This is a genomic window from Streptomyces sp. NPDC006365, assembly GCF_042870755.1.
In the GTDB taxonomy this organism is placed as follows: domain Bacteria; phylum Actinomycetota; class Actinomycetes; order Streptomycetales; family Streptomycetaceae; genus Streptomyces; species Streptomyces xiangluensis.
The window spans coordinates 56,604-70,721 of sequence record NZ_JBIAHS010000019.1 but is presented as its reverse complement, the minus strand read 5'-3'; the positions used below and the strand labels follow the sequence as shown (position 1 = coordinate 70,721).

Sequence of the window (14,118 nt, the reverse complement as noted above, 5' to 3'; positions counted from 1 at the left end):
CCGTGGGCGCGGTGCGCCGCTCCCTCGTCCGCGCTGGTGACCACCGGCCGCCAAACCAAGGCTCTGACCAGCTTGCTTGCGGAAGCACTTCCGCCTGACAGAAGCCGCCTTGCCGAGCGACCGCGAGCCTCACGACCCTGGGTCCAACCACGGCACGCGGGGCGACGGCGCCCCGCCGACAGGGACGGGACCGCCCATGCCTCATATGACCGCTTTCGCCAGGAACCAGTGGTACGTCGCCGCCTACTCCGAGGAGGTCGGGCGCGAATTGCTCGGCCGGACGATCCTCGGTGAACCGCTCGTCTTCTACCGCACCGAGGAGGACGGGACGCCCGTCGTCCTGCACGACCGGTGTGTGCACCGCCGCTACCCGTTGTCCGAGGCCCCGACCCGGCTCGACGGCGACAAGATCGTGTGCGGCTACCACGGCTTCACGTACGACACCACCGGCACCTGTGTGTACGTGCCCGGGCAGAAGCGGGTGCCGCGTACCGCGCGCGTCGCCTCGTACCCGGTCGTCGAGCAGGACTCGCTGATCTGGGTGTGGATCGGCGATCCGGCCCTCGCCGACCCGCAGATCATCCCGCGGGCGAAGCATCTCGACTCCCCCGGCTGGACGACCGTCCGCGGCATGGAACCGATCGACGCCGACTACGGGCTCCTCATCGACAACCTCCTCGACCTCTCCCACGAGACCTATCTGCACGGCGGATACATCGGCACCCCTGAGGTCGCCGAGACGCCGATCACCACCGAGGTCGACGAGGGTGCGGGCATCGTGCGGGTGAGCCGGCACATGGACGACGCCGAATGCCCGCCGTTCTACGCCAAGTCGACCGGCATCACCGGCCGTATCAACCGCTGGCAGGACATCGAGTACCACGCGCCGTGCCTGTACCTGCTGCACAGCCGGGTCGCCCCGGTCGGCGTGCTTCCCGAGGCGGACGGCAGTGACCCGGGCGGCTTCCACACCGAGATCACGTACTGCATCACGCCGTCCGGCGACGGCAAGGTGTACGACTTCTGGGCGGTCTCGCGCGACTGGGCGATCGACAACGACGAGGTCACCGAGTTCCTGGCGGGCAACAACCGCACGGTCGTGATGCAGGACGTGACCGCGCTCAACCTGCTGCAGAAGACCCTCGGTACCGAGCGCCACGGCTACCAGGAGTTGAGCATCAACATCGACACCGGCGGTCTGGCCGCCCGCCGTATCCTCGCCCGTCTGGTCGAGGAGGGCGACAAGCCCATGGAGAAGGTTCAGTGAGCAGTCCCACCGGCGAGATCTACCGCATCGACTGGCTCCCGGGCACCGACTTCCTGCACGGCACCTGCCACTGCGGCGCCGAGCAGACCGCCCAGGACCCGATCGCGATGTGGGACTGGATGCTCGGTCACCCCGAAGGCCACGCCCCTCAGGGCAAGGCCTCCCGAGGCAACGCCTCGCAAGGAAACGGCTCGCAAGGAAACGGCTCATGAACGCGTACGAAGCGGAACTCGTCGTCGACCGCCGGGACTTGGCGGCCGACGGCGTACTCGCCCTCGTCCTCCGCCATCCGCTGGGCGAGGAACTCCCCGCCTGGGAGCCGGGCGCGCACATCGATGTGCTGCTCGGACCGGACCTGGAGCGGCAGTACTCACTGTGCGGCGACCCGGCCGACCGGCACGTGTGGCGGATCGCGGTCCTCCGTGAGCCCGATGGGCGCGGCGGATCCGCCTATGTACACGGGCAGTTGGAGGCGGGCGAAAAGGTCCGCGTGCGCGGCCCGCGCAACCACTTCGCCCTGGCGGCCGCCCCCCGCTACCGCTTCGTCGCGGGCGGCATCGGCATCACCCCGATCCTGCCGATGCTGGCCGTGGCCGAGGCAGCGGGGGCCGAGTGGACGCTGCTGTACGGCGGGCGTACCCGCAACTCCATGGCGTTCACCGAGGAGTTGGCGCGGTACGGCGACAGGGTACGGATCGCTCCGCAGGACGAGACGGGACTGCTGGACCTCGACACGGCTCTCGCCGACCCGGACGGGGACACGCTCGTCTACTGCTGTGGACCCGGCCCGCTGCTGGACGCGGTCGAGGAACGGTGCGCGGTGTGGCCGAAGGGGGCGCTGCATGTCGAGCGCTTCGAGCCGAAGGCCCAGGAGACGGGCGAGAACACCGAGTTCGAGGTCGTGCTCGAGCGGTCTGGCCACACCCTGACTGTCCCCGCGGACGTCTCCGTGCTCGACACCGTACGAGCCGCCGGCGTGGAGGTGCTCTACTCCTGCACGGAGGGAACCTGCGGCACGTGTGAGACCGACGTCCTCGAGGGCACCCCTGACCACCGTGACTCCGTCCTCACCGACGAGGAACGGGAAGCCGGGGAGACCATGCTCATCTGTGTGTCCCGGTGTCGCGGGAAGCGCCTCGTGCTGGACCTGTGAGACCGGTGACCCGCAGGTCGGCCTCGATCCGGGCGACCGTGGCCAGCAGAGGGGGCAGCAGATCACGGCGTACGGACTCGACCGAGTTGCGGGCGGCGTGCACGGGAACGTTGACCGCCGCAACCACCTCGCCGTCCCGGTCCCGCACCGGGACGGCGACCGAGCGCAGCCCCTCCTCCAGTTCCTGGTCGACGATCGCGTACCCCTGACGGCGTACGCGGCGCAGTTCGGCGCGCAGCGCTCCGGCTGAGGCGATCGTGCGGGAGGTCAGGGGGCGCAGATCGGCGCGGGCCAGCCGGGCGTCGACCTCCTCGTCCGGCAGATGCGCGAGGATCACCCGGCCCACCGACGTGACGTGTGCCGGGAAGCGGGTGCCGACGGTGATCGTCGCGGTCATGATGCGACGCGTGGGCACGCGCGCCACGTACACGATGTCGTCGCCGTCGAGGACGCACAGGGACGACGACTCCCGTATCTGCGCGACGAGTTGTTCCAGATGGGGCTCGGCGATCTCGGGCAGGGTGAAGCTGGACAGGTACGAGTAGCCGAGTTCCAGGACGCGCGGGGTGAGCCGGAACATCCGCCCGTCCGTGTGGACGTATCCCAGGTCGACGAGGGTGAGCAGGAAGCGGCGGGCGGCGGCGCGCGTCAGTTCGCAGGAGCGCGCCACGTCGCTCAGTGTCAGTTCCGGATGGTCGGCGTCGAAGGCGCGGATGACCGCGAGGCCCCGCTCGAAGGACTGCACGAAGTGCGGTGCGCGGGCTTCAGCGGGCATTGTCGCCTCCACGAGGACGCACGGACGTGCGCTCTGTACGCACGAGGGTGCGCTCTGCGCACGCTAGGAGCACGCTTCGGCAACTGTCAACGACTTGCGCGTCATGGGCATTGACCATCCTCACAACCTCGTTCTACGTTCCCGCTGAGCACTACTGTGCGGTCTGCGCACAGCCCGCCCTCCAGGCACTGTCCCATTAGGGGGAGTCATGCGTCGTCTGATCATCGGCCTGACGGTCTCGGCGGTGTTCGTCACCGCGTCGGCCTGTGGTTCGTCCAACTCCACAGATTCGGCCGGGGACAAAGCGTCCGACGGCACCACCACCGTCAAGGTCGGAATCATTCCCATCCTGGACGTCGCCCCCGTCTACCTGGGCCAGAAGAAGGGCTTCTACTCCAAGCGCGGTCTCAAGCTGGAGCTGACGCCCGCCCAGGGCGGCGCCGCGATCGTGCCGGGTGTCCTCAACAACCAGTTCCAGTTCGGTTTCAGCAACACGACGTCCCTGCTGGTCGCCCAGTCCAAGAAGGTGCCCGTCAAGGTCGTGGCGAACGGCGTCGCCTCAACCGCCGAGGAGGGTGCCGACTTCATGGGCACCACGGTGAAGAAGGGCAGCCCGATCAAGTCCCCCAAGCAGTTGGAGGGCAAGAAGGTCGCGGTCAACTCGCTCAACAACATCTGTGACACCTCGATCAAGGAGTCGGTCCGCAAGGACGGCGGCGACCCCTCGAAGCTCCAGTTCGTCGAGATGCCCTTCGACCAGATGGCCGCCGCGCTCGAGAACGGACAGGTTGACGGAGCCTGTACGCCGGAGCCCGCACTCTCCACCGTCAAGGCAGCAGGAGGCACGTCCATCGCGTCGAGCTTCTACGACGTGGATCCGAACCTCACCGTGGCCATGTACTTCACCTCCCAGCAGTACGCCAAGCAGAACCCGGAACTGGTGAAGAAGTTCCAGGAGGCGACCGCCGAGTCCCTGGAGTACGCCGACAGCCACCCGGACGAGGTCCGCGAGATCGTCGCCACATACACGAAGATCCCCCAGACGCTGCTGGAGAAGCTGACCCTCCCCAACTGGCCGGCCGAGCCGAACCGCGCCTCCATCGAGAGGCTGGCCGAACTGGCCAAGCAGAACGGTCAGTTGAAGGAGTCCCCGGACCTGGACGCGCTGCTGCCGTGAAAGCCGAGAACGCCCTGCTGGGCACGGCCGGATTCGCGGGCTTCCTCGCAGTGTGCGAGGCGGTCCCGCGGATCGGCATCGTCTCCGAGGACTACTTTCCCCCGGTCACCCGCATCGCCGACGCGCTGGTCACCGAGCTCGGCGACCAGGCCTTCTGGACCGCGCTCGGTGACACGCTGACCGGCTGGGCGCTGGGGCTTGCGATCGCGGTCACCGCGGGAATTCTCACGGGCGTACTGATCGCGGTCACGCCGCACCTGCGCGAGGCGACCGCCTCCACGATCGAGTTCCTGCGCCCGATCCCGTCGGTCGCGCTGATCCCGCTCGCGGTGCTGCTCTACGGCACGGAGCTGCAGTCGGTGCTCCTGCTGGTGGTGTACGCCTCGTTCTGGCAGGTGCTGATCCAGACGCTGTACGGCGTCCAGGACGTCGACCCGGTCGCCGACGAGACGGCCCGCAGTTACGGCCTCGGCACCTGGGCCCGGGTGCGCCATGTCCTGTGGCCCACGGCCCTGCCGTACGTCATGACGGGCGTCCGCCTGGCCGCGGCAGTGGCGCTGATCCTGGCGGTGACCGCCGAACTGGTCATCGGCGCCCCGGGGTTGGGCCGGCGCATCGCCGTCGCCCAGAGCTCGCAGGCGGTGCCGGAGATGTACGCGCTGGTGGTGGTCACCGGCGTGCTCGGGCTGCTGATCAACGTGGGCGCGCGCAGGGTTGAGCGTCGCGCGCTGGCCTGGCACCAGTCGGTGCGCGGGGAGGTGGCGGTGTGAAAACCCTGGCCCTGCGGGCGTTCTTCGTCCTCGCGCTGCCCCTGCTGCTCTTGATCGCCTGGTGGTTCGCCTCCGACGGCAGCACTGACGTGTACTGGCCCCCGCTGCGCACCATCCTCACCACGTTCCCGGACGTGTGGACGGGCGAGCGGCTGCGCGCCGACGTCCTGGCCAGTCTGCTGCGGCTGCTGGCCGGTTTCGCGGCGGCGGCCGTCGTCGGTGTCGCGCTGGGGACGGTCATCGGTTCGTACCGCCGCGTACGGGCCGTGTGCGAACCGGTCCTGGAGTTTCTGCGGGCGGTGCCGCCGCCCGTGCTCGTGCCGGTCATCATGCTGTTCGCGGGTATCGGCGACACGATGAAGATCGCGGTGATCGCGAGCGGCTGCGTGTGGCCGATCCTGCTCAACACCGTCGAGGGCGTGCGGGCGGTGGACTCGGTGATGACGGAGACGGCCCGGTCGTACGGCATCACGGGCCCGGCGCGCCTACGTCACGTGGTCCTGCGGTCGGCGAGCCCGCAGATCTTCGCGGGTCTGCGGCAGGCCCTGTCCATCGGCATCATCCTGATGGTCATCAGCGAGATGTTCGCCGCCAGCAACGGGCTCGGCTTCACCATCGTCCAGTTCCAGCGCAACTTCGCCATCCCCGACATGTGGACCGGCATCCTGCTGCTCGGCCTCCTCGGCTTCGTCCTGTCCGTCCTCTTCCGACTGGCCGAGCGACAGGCGCTCGGCTGGTACCACGGTCTCCGCGACACCTCCCGGCGGTCGTCGTGACGCTTGCGAAAGGGCAGTCCATGCTGGACGTACGAGGCCTCCAGAAGGTCTACGAGGGTTCCGGTCGCCGTGTGGAAGCGGTACGCGACCTCACGTTCACCGTCGACGCGGGCGAACTCGTCTGTCTCGTCGGGCCGTCGGGCTGCGGCAAGACGACGCTGCTGAAGTGCATGGGCGGACTGATGACGCCCACGTCGGGCGAAGTCGTGCTGGACGGGCGCCCGGTGAGCGGGCCGCCGCCCGGGATGGCGTTCGTCTTCCAGGAGTACGGGCGCAGCCTCTTCCCCTGGATGCGGGTCCGGGACAACGTCGAACTTCCCCTGAAACAGAAGAAGTTGACCCCCTCCAGGCGGCGTGAGCTGGTCGCCGACTCTCTGGAGTCGGTCGGCCTCTCCGACGCCGCGGGCGCCTACCCGTGGCAGCTGTCGGGCGGTATGCAGCAGCGGGTGGCGATCGCCCGCGCGCTGGCGTACGAGCCGGATGTGCTGCTCATGGACGAGCCGTTCGCGGCAGTGGACGCCCAGACGCGCGCCGATCTGGAGGATCTGGTGCGCGGGCTCTGGCAACAGCGGGGCATCACCATCCTCTTCGTGACCCACGACATCGACGAGGCGGTGTATCTCGGCGAGCGGGTGCTGATCCTCTCCGCCTCCCCGACCGTCGTCCAGGAGCAGCTGAAGGTCGATCTGCCCGCCGAGCGTGACCAGTTGCACACCCGGGTGGCCCCGCGCTTCGCCGAGCTGAGGACGCATGTGTACGAGCAGATCCAGGCGGCCAAGCGCGGCAGGGCGCAGGACGTGGAGGATGCGCAGGACAAGCAAGCCGTGAAGGCGGACACGCCGCCGGCTCACTGATTCCTGCGGGCCCTGAGCGGTTTCGGGGAAGTGCGCTGCTGTACCGCGCCCCGTCAGGGGCGCGGGGCTGTGTCGATTTGCGTCTCCGCCGCGATGGGGGCCCCGGGTTCGAGCGAAGCCGAGAACTTGGGGAAGCGACCAGCCACAACGGACCCGCAGGTTTCATGACCGCCCCCCAGCGGAGCGCCTACGCCTCGGCGGCCGGGACCACGCTGAGGTGACTCGTCGCGCGCCGCACCCGCGCCGTCGTGCGTGCCACGCCCGTCGAGCGACGAGCGTCGCGCAGGACCAGGGTCATGCGCGTATAGCCCATGTCCTTGAGGGTCTTGGGGGTCTCACCGACGATCCGGCAGTCGGTACGGCCCCACCGTGGGTCCGGGTGCCACAACGCCCGTACGGCGCCGTCGTGTTCGAGGGCGTCGGGACCCACCGAGCGGATCCAGTGCGGCAGTCCGTGCCGGTACGCGGCGTCCATGATCGGGTCCTGGGCGATCTCCCGGAGAATGGACCGCAGCACCGGGTCCTGCCCGTGCCGCTCGATCGCGGCGGCGAAGTGGGCCAGCATCGGCAGGCACCAGCTCGACTCGTGCTCGGCCAGGACCGTGCTCGCGTCCGGATGAAACAGGACGAACCGGAGGAAGTTGTCCCCCGGCATGGCCGTGGGATGCGGGCCGACACCGCGGAAAAGTGTCTCGAACGCGTCGTTGGTGAGGACGACGTCCCAGCGGTGGTCGAAGACGACGGACGGAAAGGGAACGGCCTCGAGGAATGCGGTGTAGTCCTGCAAATACGCCTGGGCCCTGAGACTCTCGGGGGCGGGTCGCGGCCGCGACCGCTGCCCTCCTGCCTGGTACTCCATCGGGAGGTCACCCCTCTTGCCATTGCGGCCTTACACGCGGCGTCGCGATCCTGCTATCCCCGACTCCGTGGCGTCAACTATCGTGGCATTTGCCGCCCGTTGACGAACGAATCGCGCCACAGTTGTGGCGAGAGGTGGATGCGAGTTCGAGGCAGGGGCTAACCTCCGGGCAGTTCATCGTGGACTGCGCGTCTACTGCGCAGCTCACGGCCGGTCGAGAGAACGTGGGAGATCTGTCGGTGACGGATGGCTTCGAGGTTCCGGGCGCCACGGCGACGGGTCTGCTGCCGGCCGTCGTGGCGCGTGTCGCCGCCCTCTCCGACCGGCTCGGTGTGCCGCACGGCCAGGTGTTCGACGTCCGGCGGCTGTCCGTCGCGTCCGGTGTGCCGGAGGTCGTCGTCCAGTCGCTGCTGAGCGGCCGGCCCGCCGGTGAGCCGGATCTGCAGACCCGCTTCCTGCAACGCCTCGACCTGCTGCGCCGTACACGCCTGAAGCCGAACGGCCGTCGGTACACCCAGCAGGAGATCGCCGACGGCGCGGGTATGTCACGCCAGCAGGCGGGAGCGCTGATCAACGGGGACCGGCGCCCCACGATGGAGCACTGCGACGCCATTCAGCGCTTCTTCAGAGTGCACGCCGGGTTCCTGACGGCCGAGGACCCCGAGGCGCTGGCCGGCGCCCTCCAGCGCACCGAGCAGGAGCTGCTCCAGCAGCTCGCCGACCGTGAGAGAGCCGCGGCGGCGGCCTCGCGCTCGGACGACCCCTTCGAGCAGCTGCTCCAGGACCACGGCGTGCGCGGCATCGCCTGGCGCGCCGCACAGCTGCCGACGGATCAGCACCGGGACAAGGTCGCGGAATGGCTGGACATGCTCCTGGAGAGCGTCAACCGGCCCGAGTCGTGACCCGGGGGAGAACAGTGGGCATCGGAAAGGACATGCGCCGCCTGTGCGGCGAGCTGGTCGGCGAGATCTCACTCCCGGCACCGGCGGAGCCCGCCGACCTCTACGCCGCGCTGTGCGGCGCCATGAGCAGACGCCGCGGCCGTCCGGTGCAGTTCCGTATGGCCGCCTTCCCACCCGGCACCGCCAGTGGGCTCTGGCTCGACATGGCGGACCAGGACCTCGTGGTCATCGAGGAACGCACCGCGCCCGACCACCAGTTGGTGATCCTCGGCCATGAGCTGTGGCACATGAAGGCCGGACACTGCGCCCACCACGTGGAGGGCGCGGCCGTCGCCGCCCGTCTGCTGTCCGACGACGCCGATCTGCAGGCGACGGTCCTGAAGGTGGCCGCCCGGACCCGGTTCGACCTCGCGGACGAGCAGGACGCGGAGGGCTTCGGGCTGCTGCTGGCCAGCAAGTGCCGTGCGTGGCTTGCCGGTTCGGCGCAGCGCTGGCCCGTGTCACGGGACGGGGTCGCGGGCCGGATCGGGGCGTCCCTCGGGTACCGCGGGCCGCGGGGCTGAGCCGCCGCGCCATGGATGACTCCGGCTACTACATACCGGCTCTCGCGATGGCGATCGCGCTCGCCATCAAGACACCCGCGTTGCTGCGCTCCTGGCACGATCCGCTGCAGCGTTCCGTGTGCACGTTGATCGCCCTGTCGGGCCTGGTGTTCTTCTTCGCCGCCCCGCCGACGATCGCCGAGGTCAACCGCCTCACCGGCATCTCGAACGTCTCGGCGCCGCTCGTCTACGGTCTGCTGAGCGCCCTCAGCGCCGCCTGTCTGGTAGTGATCATCAACTGGCGCGGCGGTCCGCCGGAGGCGACCCGGCGGGCCACCCGCCGCTGGATCACCGGGTACGGCGTGGTGATCGTGGCGCTCGTCGTGCTGTTCGTCCTCGGGGGCGCTCCGGATGAACGGCTGCGGGACTTCGACACGTACTACGCCAACACGCCGTTCATCCGCGAGATGATCGTGCTCTACCTCGTGTCCCTCACCGTCGCGGGCGTCGCGATGGACGTCATGTGCTGGCGCTGGGCCCTTCAGGTACGCGGCTGGCTGCGGGCCGGGCTGCTGGTGATCGCGCTCGGCTTCCTGTTCAACATGCCCTACGCCGTCACCAAGTTCATCGCGGTGGTCGCCCGGTGGAACGGCCAGGACCTGGACGACCTGAGCACCTACGTGGCGCCCGCGATGGCCTCCGCCGGGATGCAGCTCAACGCGCTCGGCTTCTGCCTTCCGCCGGCCGGCCAGCGCATCGGGGACCTCTGGAGCACTTGGTCCACCTATCGCCGACTCGGGCCGCTGTGGCGCGAGTTGAGGCCCCTCGCGCCGCCCAAGGACCGTGCCGTACGGATCTCGTGGTGGTCGCCCGCCGAACTCCAAGTGACCCAGCGGGAGTCCGACATCCATGACGGCATGCTCGCCCTGTACCCGTACTTCGACGCGGAGATCCGGGCGGGCGCCTACGAAGCTGCCGTGGCCGCGGGCTCCGATCCCGTCCAGGCGCGGGCGGAGGCCGACGCGGCGATGGTGACGGCGGCGGTACGAGCGAGGGCCGCCGACCCGGAGGGCAGGGTCATCACCTCGGCGACAGCGGACGACACGCCACCCGCGTCCGCCGAAGCACCCCGCGACCTGGTGCGGATGTCCCTGGCCCTGCGTCAGTCCCCCGTCGTCGCGACCGCCGCTTCCTTCTCGGTCAGCGGAGGTCCGCTCAACCGGGGCTTCTTCCGGCCGAGATAGACCAGGGCGAGCATGTCGGGCCGGAACAGCCGGGTCGGGTCCTTTTCCATGCTCATCACGTCCAGCAGGATCTGCATGGCGTGGGGATTGCGCGAGCCGGCGTCGGCGGCTTTGTCGACGAAGGCGGCGAGGGTCTTCTCCAGCCGGGTGGGCGGCTGCTCGCTGGCGCCCGGCCGGAACACGTCCTGGCCCACGGCCAGGCTCCACGCGTTGTCGACGGGCCGGGCCGCGGCCTTCTGGATGCGTCGTGCCGTGCCGGGTGCGGTGAGTTCCTGCTCGCGCAGGACGCCGCGCAGAGCGAGGACGCTCTGGGCCGACGCGCTCATTCCGTGCCCGTAGACGGGGTTGTAGCCGGCGACGGCGTCACCGAGGACGGCGAAGCCATCGGGCCAGCGGGCGGCCTTCTCGTAGTAACGGCGCTTGTTGGCGGTGCTGCGCGTGGTGACGACGTCGGTCTCGGGTTCGGCCCTGGTGAGGAGTTCGCCGATGATGGGGTGGGCCAGCTTCAGGGCGAAGGGCACGAACTCGTCGTTGTCGCTGGTGGGTCGGCCGCCGCGGCTGCCGGACAGGGTCACCAGCCATCGGCCGCCTTCGACCGGGACGATGACGCCGCCCCGCGCCGGGTTGGCTTGGGACTCGGCCTGGACGTTGACGATCGGATAGTCGACGGCGCCGGCCGGCGGGCGGTAGATCCGGCTGGCGTAGCCGATTCCGGCATCGACCGTGCGCTCATGGACGGGCGGCAGACCCAGGTCCCCCAGCCAGTGGGGAGCGCGGCTGGCGCGCCCGCTCGCGTCGATGACCAGGTCGGCGGGCAGGGTGCGCTCCGAGTCCGCCTCGCGTATGCGCACTCCTGTCACACGGTCCGCGCTGCCTTCCAGGCCCAGCAGTTCGGCCTGTTGCAGCAGGGTGATCCGCCGGTCCGGCAGCACGTCGGCACGGATCACGGCATCGAGCAGGTCACGGGTGCCCACGAGGAAGCTGTGCCGGGCATGGGTGAACCGCCGGAACCACTGGCCCGACGGAACCCGGGACACCAGGTCGGTCATGACGCGGGCTCTGCGGGCGCCGCGCTCGACGAGTCGACCGCTGACGCCCGGCAGGATCTCCTCGAGTGCCTTGACACCGCCGGACCAGAACAAATGGGCATGGCGGGCCTGCGGCAGCCCCTTGCGCGGCTGAGGGCCGTCCGGCAACAGGTCGCGTTCGACGATGGTGACGTCGGCGTGCTCGGCGAGTACGGCGGCGGCGAGCATGCCCGTCATTCCCCCTCCGACCACAACTGCGGTGCGACGAGGGGCAGTTCTGTCAGACATGGTCGGCCACTCCTTCTGTAGCTCCAATACCTGTTGATACGTGCTGCTCCCGAAGTCAGCCATGGTCGGCGTTCGCCCGCTGGGTGGACTGCCGTCGGGCTTCCGCCACGATCGGGGACGATGCCAACGCCTGTGCGAGGCCCACCATCTGATGGGGTGTCGATATCGACCGCAGCGTTCCCACGTTCGATGGCATGCCCGCGCTGCCCTTGCGCAACGCCTGCACACGGGCCGCCGCGAGCATCGCCGCTTCGGCCACCACCTCGGCCTGATCGACGGCGAGAGTCGCGAGGGCTCTGTCGTACGCCGCCGCCCGCACCTGGTCGTCGAGGTAGGGCGAGCAGGCGAGGACGCCGTCCCAGATGGAGATCTCCTGGCGTGCCAGGCGCCTCACCGGGGGATCCCACCAGCGGATGACCCCCGTGGCCGGCGCACGCAGCGTGCGCAGTTCCGCAGACAGGGGCAACAGCTGCCGGTAGCGCCTCCAGGCGCGGGCGTTGTTCACCAGCGGAGGCCCGATCCGGGGCAGGGCGAAGCCGCAGGCACAGGTGATGCCGGCCAGCATGACCAGCGGAGGCGAGACCACGGTGGACAGGACATCCCAGTCCCTCCCCAGCCAACGGGCAGCCATCGCCGCGTACTTCACGGACTGATAGCACCCGTCGAAGAACAGGCCGACGATGATCAGCGTCAGCCCGCGGCGGATCATGCCGCTTACCTCCCGCAGCCATCGCACGCTCATGACCATGAGGGCGACGGTGGCAGCCGTGTGCGCGACGAGATACAGGACGATCATCTCGCGCATGTAGGGCGTGTTGGCGTAGTACGTGTCGAGGTCACGGGCGCGTTCCACGGGAACGTCGGCCAGGGCGAACAGGACCCAGATGCCCGCGACGACCAGCCCGTAGACGCCCATCACGAGCAGGGAGGCACGCCGCCTCCGCTCCGGTGATCCGCCCTCCCAGTTGATCATCAGGACCAGGTAGCCCGCGCTCAGTGCGGTCAGGCCCGCGTACACCAGTGGAGCGCTGAAGTTGGCGACGCCGGTGACGTCGTTGACGAAGCGGATGGTGGGCGGGGCGGACAGGATGCAGACGAGCGAGCCGATCAGCAGGATCAGACCGGTCGACGCCACCAGAGGGTCACGCCACAGCGGCCTTCCGGCCGAGAGCTTCAGCACGGCGGCCAGCAGGAGAAGGAAGCCGGGGATGTAGAAAACTATGCCGCTGCTCACCGAATGGGGGTTCTTTCGTCGTCTGCGGCGGGGGTGGCCGCAGCGGCGGCTGCCCGGGCTGCCGCCACGATGCGGGACGTTCGCAGGGCGTGCGCGATACCGATCAAGGACGAGCGTGTCACGGGGAGTTCGGCGTTCGCGGCGTTCTCAGTGCGCTCGGCGTACTCGCCGTTCTCCGTGGGCTCCAGGAGGCCCGCCGGTGCGACCGGTCCGGCACGCCGGCAGGCGTGCACAGCCGTGGCGATCATCGCCGCGTGGCCGATGCGGGCGGCAGTGCCGTCGCTGTGGCCCGCGGCACAGGCTGCAGAGTGCGCGCGTGAGCGGACGTGGTCATCGAGGTGGGGACGGATCAGTCGCAGCCCGTCCTCGATTCCGGCCTCGCGTCGGGTGAGTTGGATGAACGGCGACGAGTACCAGGGAATGGGACCGGCGAGCGGACTGCCGGGACGGGTGCCGGCGAGTTCCCGCCACAGCGGGCCGAGCCGCCACCATGTCGTCACGGCACGCCAGACGGCCGTCACCCACGGGCCGAGGAGCGGCAGGGTGAAGCCGGCGGTGGCGGCGGCGGCCGCCAGGCCCACGAGGCGGGGCGCGAGAATCGTGCTCAGTATGTCCCAGTCCCGGCCGGTCCACCGCGCGATCACCGCGGTGAGCTTGAGGCCGCTGAAGGAAATGTTGAGCAGCCAGCCGAGGACGAGCAGCCACAGTCCGGCGCGAAGCCAGCCGTGGACCTCCCGCGCCCAGCGCCGGCACAGAACGGTGGTGGCGACGGCGGCCGTCATATGGCCGAGCAGGTACAGCACGACCATCGGCCCGATCCACGGCGTCGTGGCGTAGTGCGTGTCGAAGTCGGTGATCCGCTCGCTGGGTGCCTCACCCAGCACGAACAGGGTGATCAGTACGGCGATCAGTACGGCATAGCCGGCCGTCCAGCGCCGGGTGAGGCGGCGCACGTACGCGTCGGGCCCGCCACGCCAGTGGATGATCAGCAGCAGGCAGCTGGCGCTGTAGGCGCTCACCGTCGCGTACACCAGCGCGGCGGAGAAGTTCGCGATGCCCGTCGCTTCGTTGATCCCGGCGACGGTGCGGGGAGCGGCGAGGAAGAAGCCGGCGCCGCCCAGGAAGATCACCCAGCAGACGGCTCGGATCAATGGGTCGCGCCGTGAATCGAGCAGGCCGGGCAGCTTCAGTCCCAGTCCCGCCCAGCAGACGAATGCGGGTATGTAGTAGTAGGCGGAGGCGTCCATGC

General features: G+C 69.5%; 15 protein-coding genes. 10 read left to right on the top strand and 5 right to left on the bottom strand.

From position 1 onward, the window contains the following. Window positions 1-196 precede the first annotated feature (196 nt). From ACFYO0_RS36710 to ACFYO0_RS36700, 3 genes are read left to right on the top strand one after another with little or no spacing between them, the layout of a single operon-like run. On the top strand, window positions 197-1,267 hold the full coding sequence (locus ACFYO0_RS36710; RefSeq protein ID WP_388685010.1) for a Rieske 2Fe-2S domain-containing protein: 1,071 nt from the start codon (window positions 197-199) through the stop codon (window positions 1,265-1,267). Next, window positions 1,264-1,479 (top strand): hypothetical protein, encoded by a 216-nt coding sequence (locus ACFYO0_RS36705; protein ID WP_388685008.1) that lies wholly within the window; start codon window positions 1,264-1,266, stop codon window positions 1,477-1,479. The genes ACFYO0_RS36710 and ACFYO0_RS36705 overlap by 4 nt, the downstream gene beginning before the upstream one ends. Continuing rightward, on the top strand, window positions 1,476-2,420 hold the full coding sequence (locus ACFYO0_RS36700) for a PDR/VanB family oxidoreductase (RefSeq protein ID WP_388685005.1): 945 nt from the start codon (window positions 1,476-1,478) through the stop codon (window positions 2,418-2,420). Before ACFYO0_RS36705 ends, ACFYO0_RS36700 begins: the two co-directional genes overlap by 4 nt. Here ACFYO0_RS36700 and ACFYO0_RS36695 read toward each other — a convergent pair. Further along, complete coding sequence (locus ACFYO0_RS36695) at window positions 2,371-3,195, bottom strand: IclR family transcriptional regulator C-terminal domain-containing protein (protein WP_388685004.1); 825 nt, start codon at window positions 3,193-3,195, stop codon at window positions 2,371-2,373. The two genes, ACFYO0_RS36700 and ACFYO0_RS36695, sit on opposite strands and share 50 nt — an antisense overlap. 208 nt (window positions 3,196-3,403) lie before the next feature. Here ACFYO0_RS36695 and ACFYO0_RS36690 point away from each other — a divergent pair, with 208 nt between their 5' ends. The 4 genes from ACFYO0_RS36690 to ACFYO0_RS36675 are packed head-to-tail and all read left to right on the top strand — an operon-like array spanning window position 3,404 to window position 6,772. Further along, complete coding sequence (locus ACFYO0_RS36690; RefSeq protein ID WP_388685001.1) at window positions 3,404-4,372, top strand: ABC transporter substrate-binding protein; 969 nt, start codon at window positions 3,404-3,406, stop codon at window positions 4,370-4,372. Then, window positions 4,369-5,142, top strand: coding sequence for an ABC transporter permease (locus ACFYO0_RS36685; protein ID WP_388684998.1), 774 nt, complete (start codon window positions 4,369-4,371; stop codon window positions 5,140-5,142). The genes ACFYO0_RS36690 and ACFYO0_RS36685 overlap by 4 nt, the downstream gene beginning before the upstream one ends. Next, a complete protein-coding gene (locus ACFYO0_RS36680) occupies window positions 5,139-5,918 on the top strand; it encodes an ABC transporter permease (protein ID WP_388684995.1) in 780 nt (259 codons plus the stop codon). The genes ACFYO0_RS36685 and ACFYO0_RS36680 overlap by 4 nt, the downstream gene beginning before the upstream one ends. 20 nt (window positions 5,919-5,938) lie before the next feature. Further along, window positions 5,939-6,772: an ABC transporter ATP-binding protein gene (locus ACFYO0_RS36675; RefSeq protein ID WP_388684993.1), complete on the top strand. Its 834-nt coding sequence runs from the start codon at window positions 5,939-5,941 to the stop codon at window positions 6,770-6,772. 187 nt (window positions 6,773-6,959) lie between these two features. On the opposite strand, the gene ACFYO0_RS36670 is transcribed toward ACFYO0_RS36675, so the two are convergent. Beyond that, window positions 6,960-7,631 carry a hypothetical protein gene (locus tag ACFYO0_RS36670; RefSeq protein ID WP_388684990.1) on the bottom strand — a complete coding sequence of 224 codons (672 nt, stop codon included), beginning with the start codon at window positions 7,629-7,631 and terminating at the stop codon, window positions 6,960-6,962. A gap of 239 nt (window positions 7,632-7,870) precedes the next feature. Here ACFYO0_RS36670 and ACFYO0_RS36665 point away from each other — a divergent pair, with 239 nt between their 5' ends. From ACFYO0_RS36665 to ACFYO0_RS36655, 3 genes are read left to right on the top strand one after another with little or no spacing between them, the layout of a single operon-like run. Continuing rightward, complete coding sequence (locus ACFYO0_RS36665) at window positions 7,871-8,533, top strand: helix-turn-helix domain-containing protein (RefSeq protein ID WP_388684987.1); 663 nt, start codon at window positions 7,871-7,873, stop codon at window positions 8,531-8,533. 32 nt (window positions 8,534-8,565) lie between these two features. Next, the gene (locus ACFYO0_RS36660; RefSeq protein ID WP_388685257.1) at window positions 8,566-9,096 is read left to right on the top strand and encodes a toxin-antitoxin system, toxin component; all 531 of its coding nucleotides are present in this window, start codon (window positions 8,566-8,568) and stop codon (window positions 9,094-9,096) included. Between the two features lie 11 nt (window positions 9,097-9,107). Further along, window positions 9,108-10,319, top strand: coding sequence for an MAB_1171c family putative transporter (locus ACFYO0_RS36655; RefSeq protein WP_388684985.1), 1,212 nt, complete (start codon window positions 9,108-9,110; stop codon window positions 10,317-10,319). On the opposite strand, the gene ACFYO0_RS36650 is transcribed toward ACFYO0_RS36655, so the two are convergent. From ACFYO0_RS36650 to ACFYO0_RS36640, 3 genes are read right to left on the bottom strand one after another with little or no spacing between them, the layout of a single operon-like run. Next, window positions 10,238-11,635 carry an FAD-dependent oxidoreductase gene (locus tag ACFYO0_RS36650; protein ID WP_388684984.1) on the bottom strand — a complete coding sequence of 466 codons (1,398 nt, stop codon included), beginning with the start codon at window positions 11,633-11,635 and terminating at the stop codon, window positions 10,238-10,240. The genes ACFYO0_RS36655 and ACFYO0_RS36650 overlap by 82 nt on opposite strands. 55 nt (window positions 11,636-11,690) lie before the next feature. Then, a complete protein-coding gene (locus tag ACFYO0_RS36645; RefSeq protein WP_388684982.1) occupies window positions 11,691-12,869 on the bottom strand; it encodes a DUF6545 domain-containing protein in 1,179 nt (392 codons plus the stop codon). Continuing rightward, window positions 12,866-14,116: an MAB_1171c family putative transporter gene (locus ACFYO0_RS36640; RefSeq protein WP_388684979.1), complete on the bottom strand. Its 1,251-nt coding sequence runs from the start codon at window positions 14,114-14,116 to the stop codon at window positions 12,866-12,868. The genes ACFYO0_RS36645 and ACFYO0_RS36640 overlap by 4 nt, the downstream gene beginning before the upstream one ends. Window positions 14,117-14,118 lie beyond the last annotated feature (2 nt).

What these genes read in the sequence shown, in the direction of transcription:
- ACFYO0_RS36660 (WP_388685257.1), top strand. Translation starts at nt 8,566, where the DNA reads ATGCGCCGCCTGTGCGGCGAGCTGGTCGGCGAGATCTCACTCCCGGCA.
- ACFYO0_RS36675 (WP_388684993.1), top strand. Translation starts at nt 5,939, where the DNA reads ATGCTGGACGTACGAGGCCTCCAGAAGGTCTACGAGGGTTCCGGTCGC.
- ACFYO0_RS36695 (WP_388685004.1), bottom strand. Translation starts at nt 3,195, where the DNA reads ATGCCCGCTGAAGCCCGCGCACCGCACTTCGTGCAGTCCTTCGAGCGG.
- ACFYO0_RS36700 (WP_388685005.1), top strand. Translation starts at nt 1,476, where the DNA reads ATGAACGCGTACGAAGCGGAACTCGTCGTCGACCGCCGGGACTTGGCG.
- ACFYO0_RS36640 (WP_388684979.1), bottom strand. Translation starts at nt 14,116, where the DNA reads ATGGACGCCTCCGCCTACTACTACATACCCGCATTCGTCTGCTGGGCG.
- ACFYO0_RS36650 (WP_388684984.1), bottom strand. Translation starts at nt 11,635, where the DNA reads ATGTCTGACAGAACTGCCCCTCGTCGCACCGCAGTTGTGGTCGGAGGG.
- ACFYO0_RS36655 (WP_388684985.1), top strand. Translation starts at nt 9,108, where the DNA reads ATGGATGACTCCGGCTACTACATACCGGCTCTCGCGATGGCGATCGCG.
- ACFYO0_RS36690 (WP_388685001.1), top strand. Translation starts at nt 3,404, where the DNA reads ATGCGTCGTCTGATCATCGGCCTGACGGTCTCGGCGGTGTTCGTCACC.
- ACFYO0_RS36710 (WP_388685010.1), top strand. Translation starts at nt 197, where the DNA reads ATGCCTCATATGACCGCTTTCGCCAGGAACCAGTGGTACGTCGCCGCC.
- ACFYO0_RS36670 (WP_388684990.1), bottom strand. Translation starts at nt 7,631, where the DNA reads ATGGAGTACCAGGCAGGAGGGCAGCGGTCGCGGCCGCGACCCGCCCCC.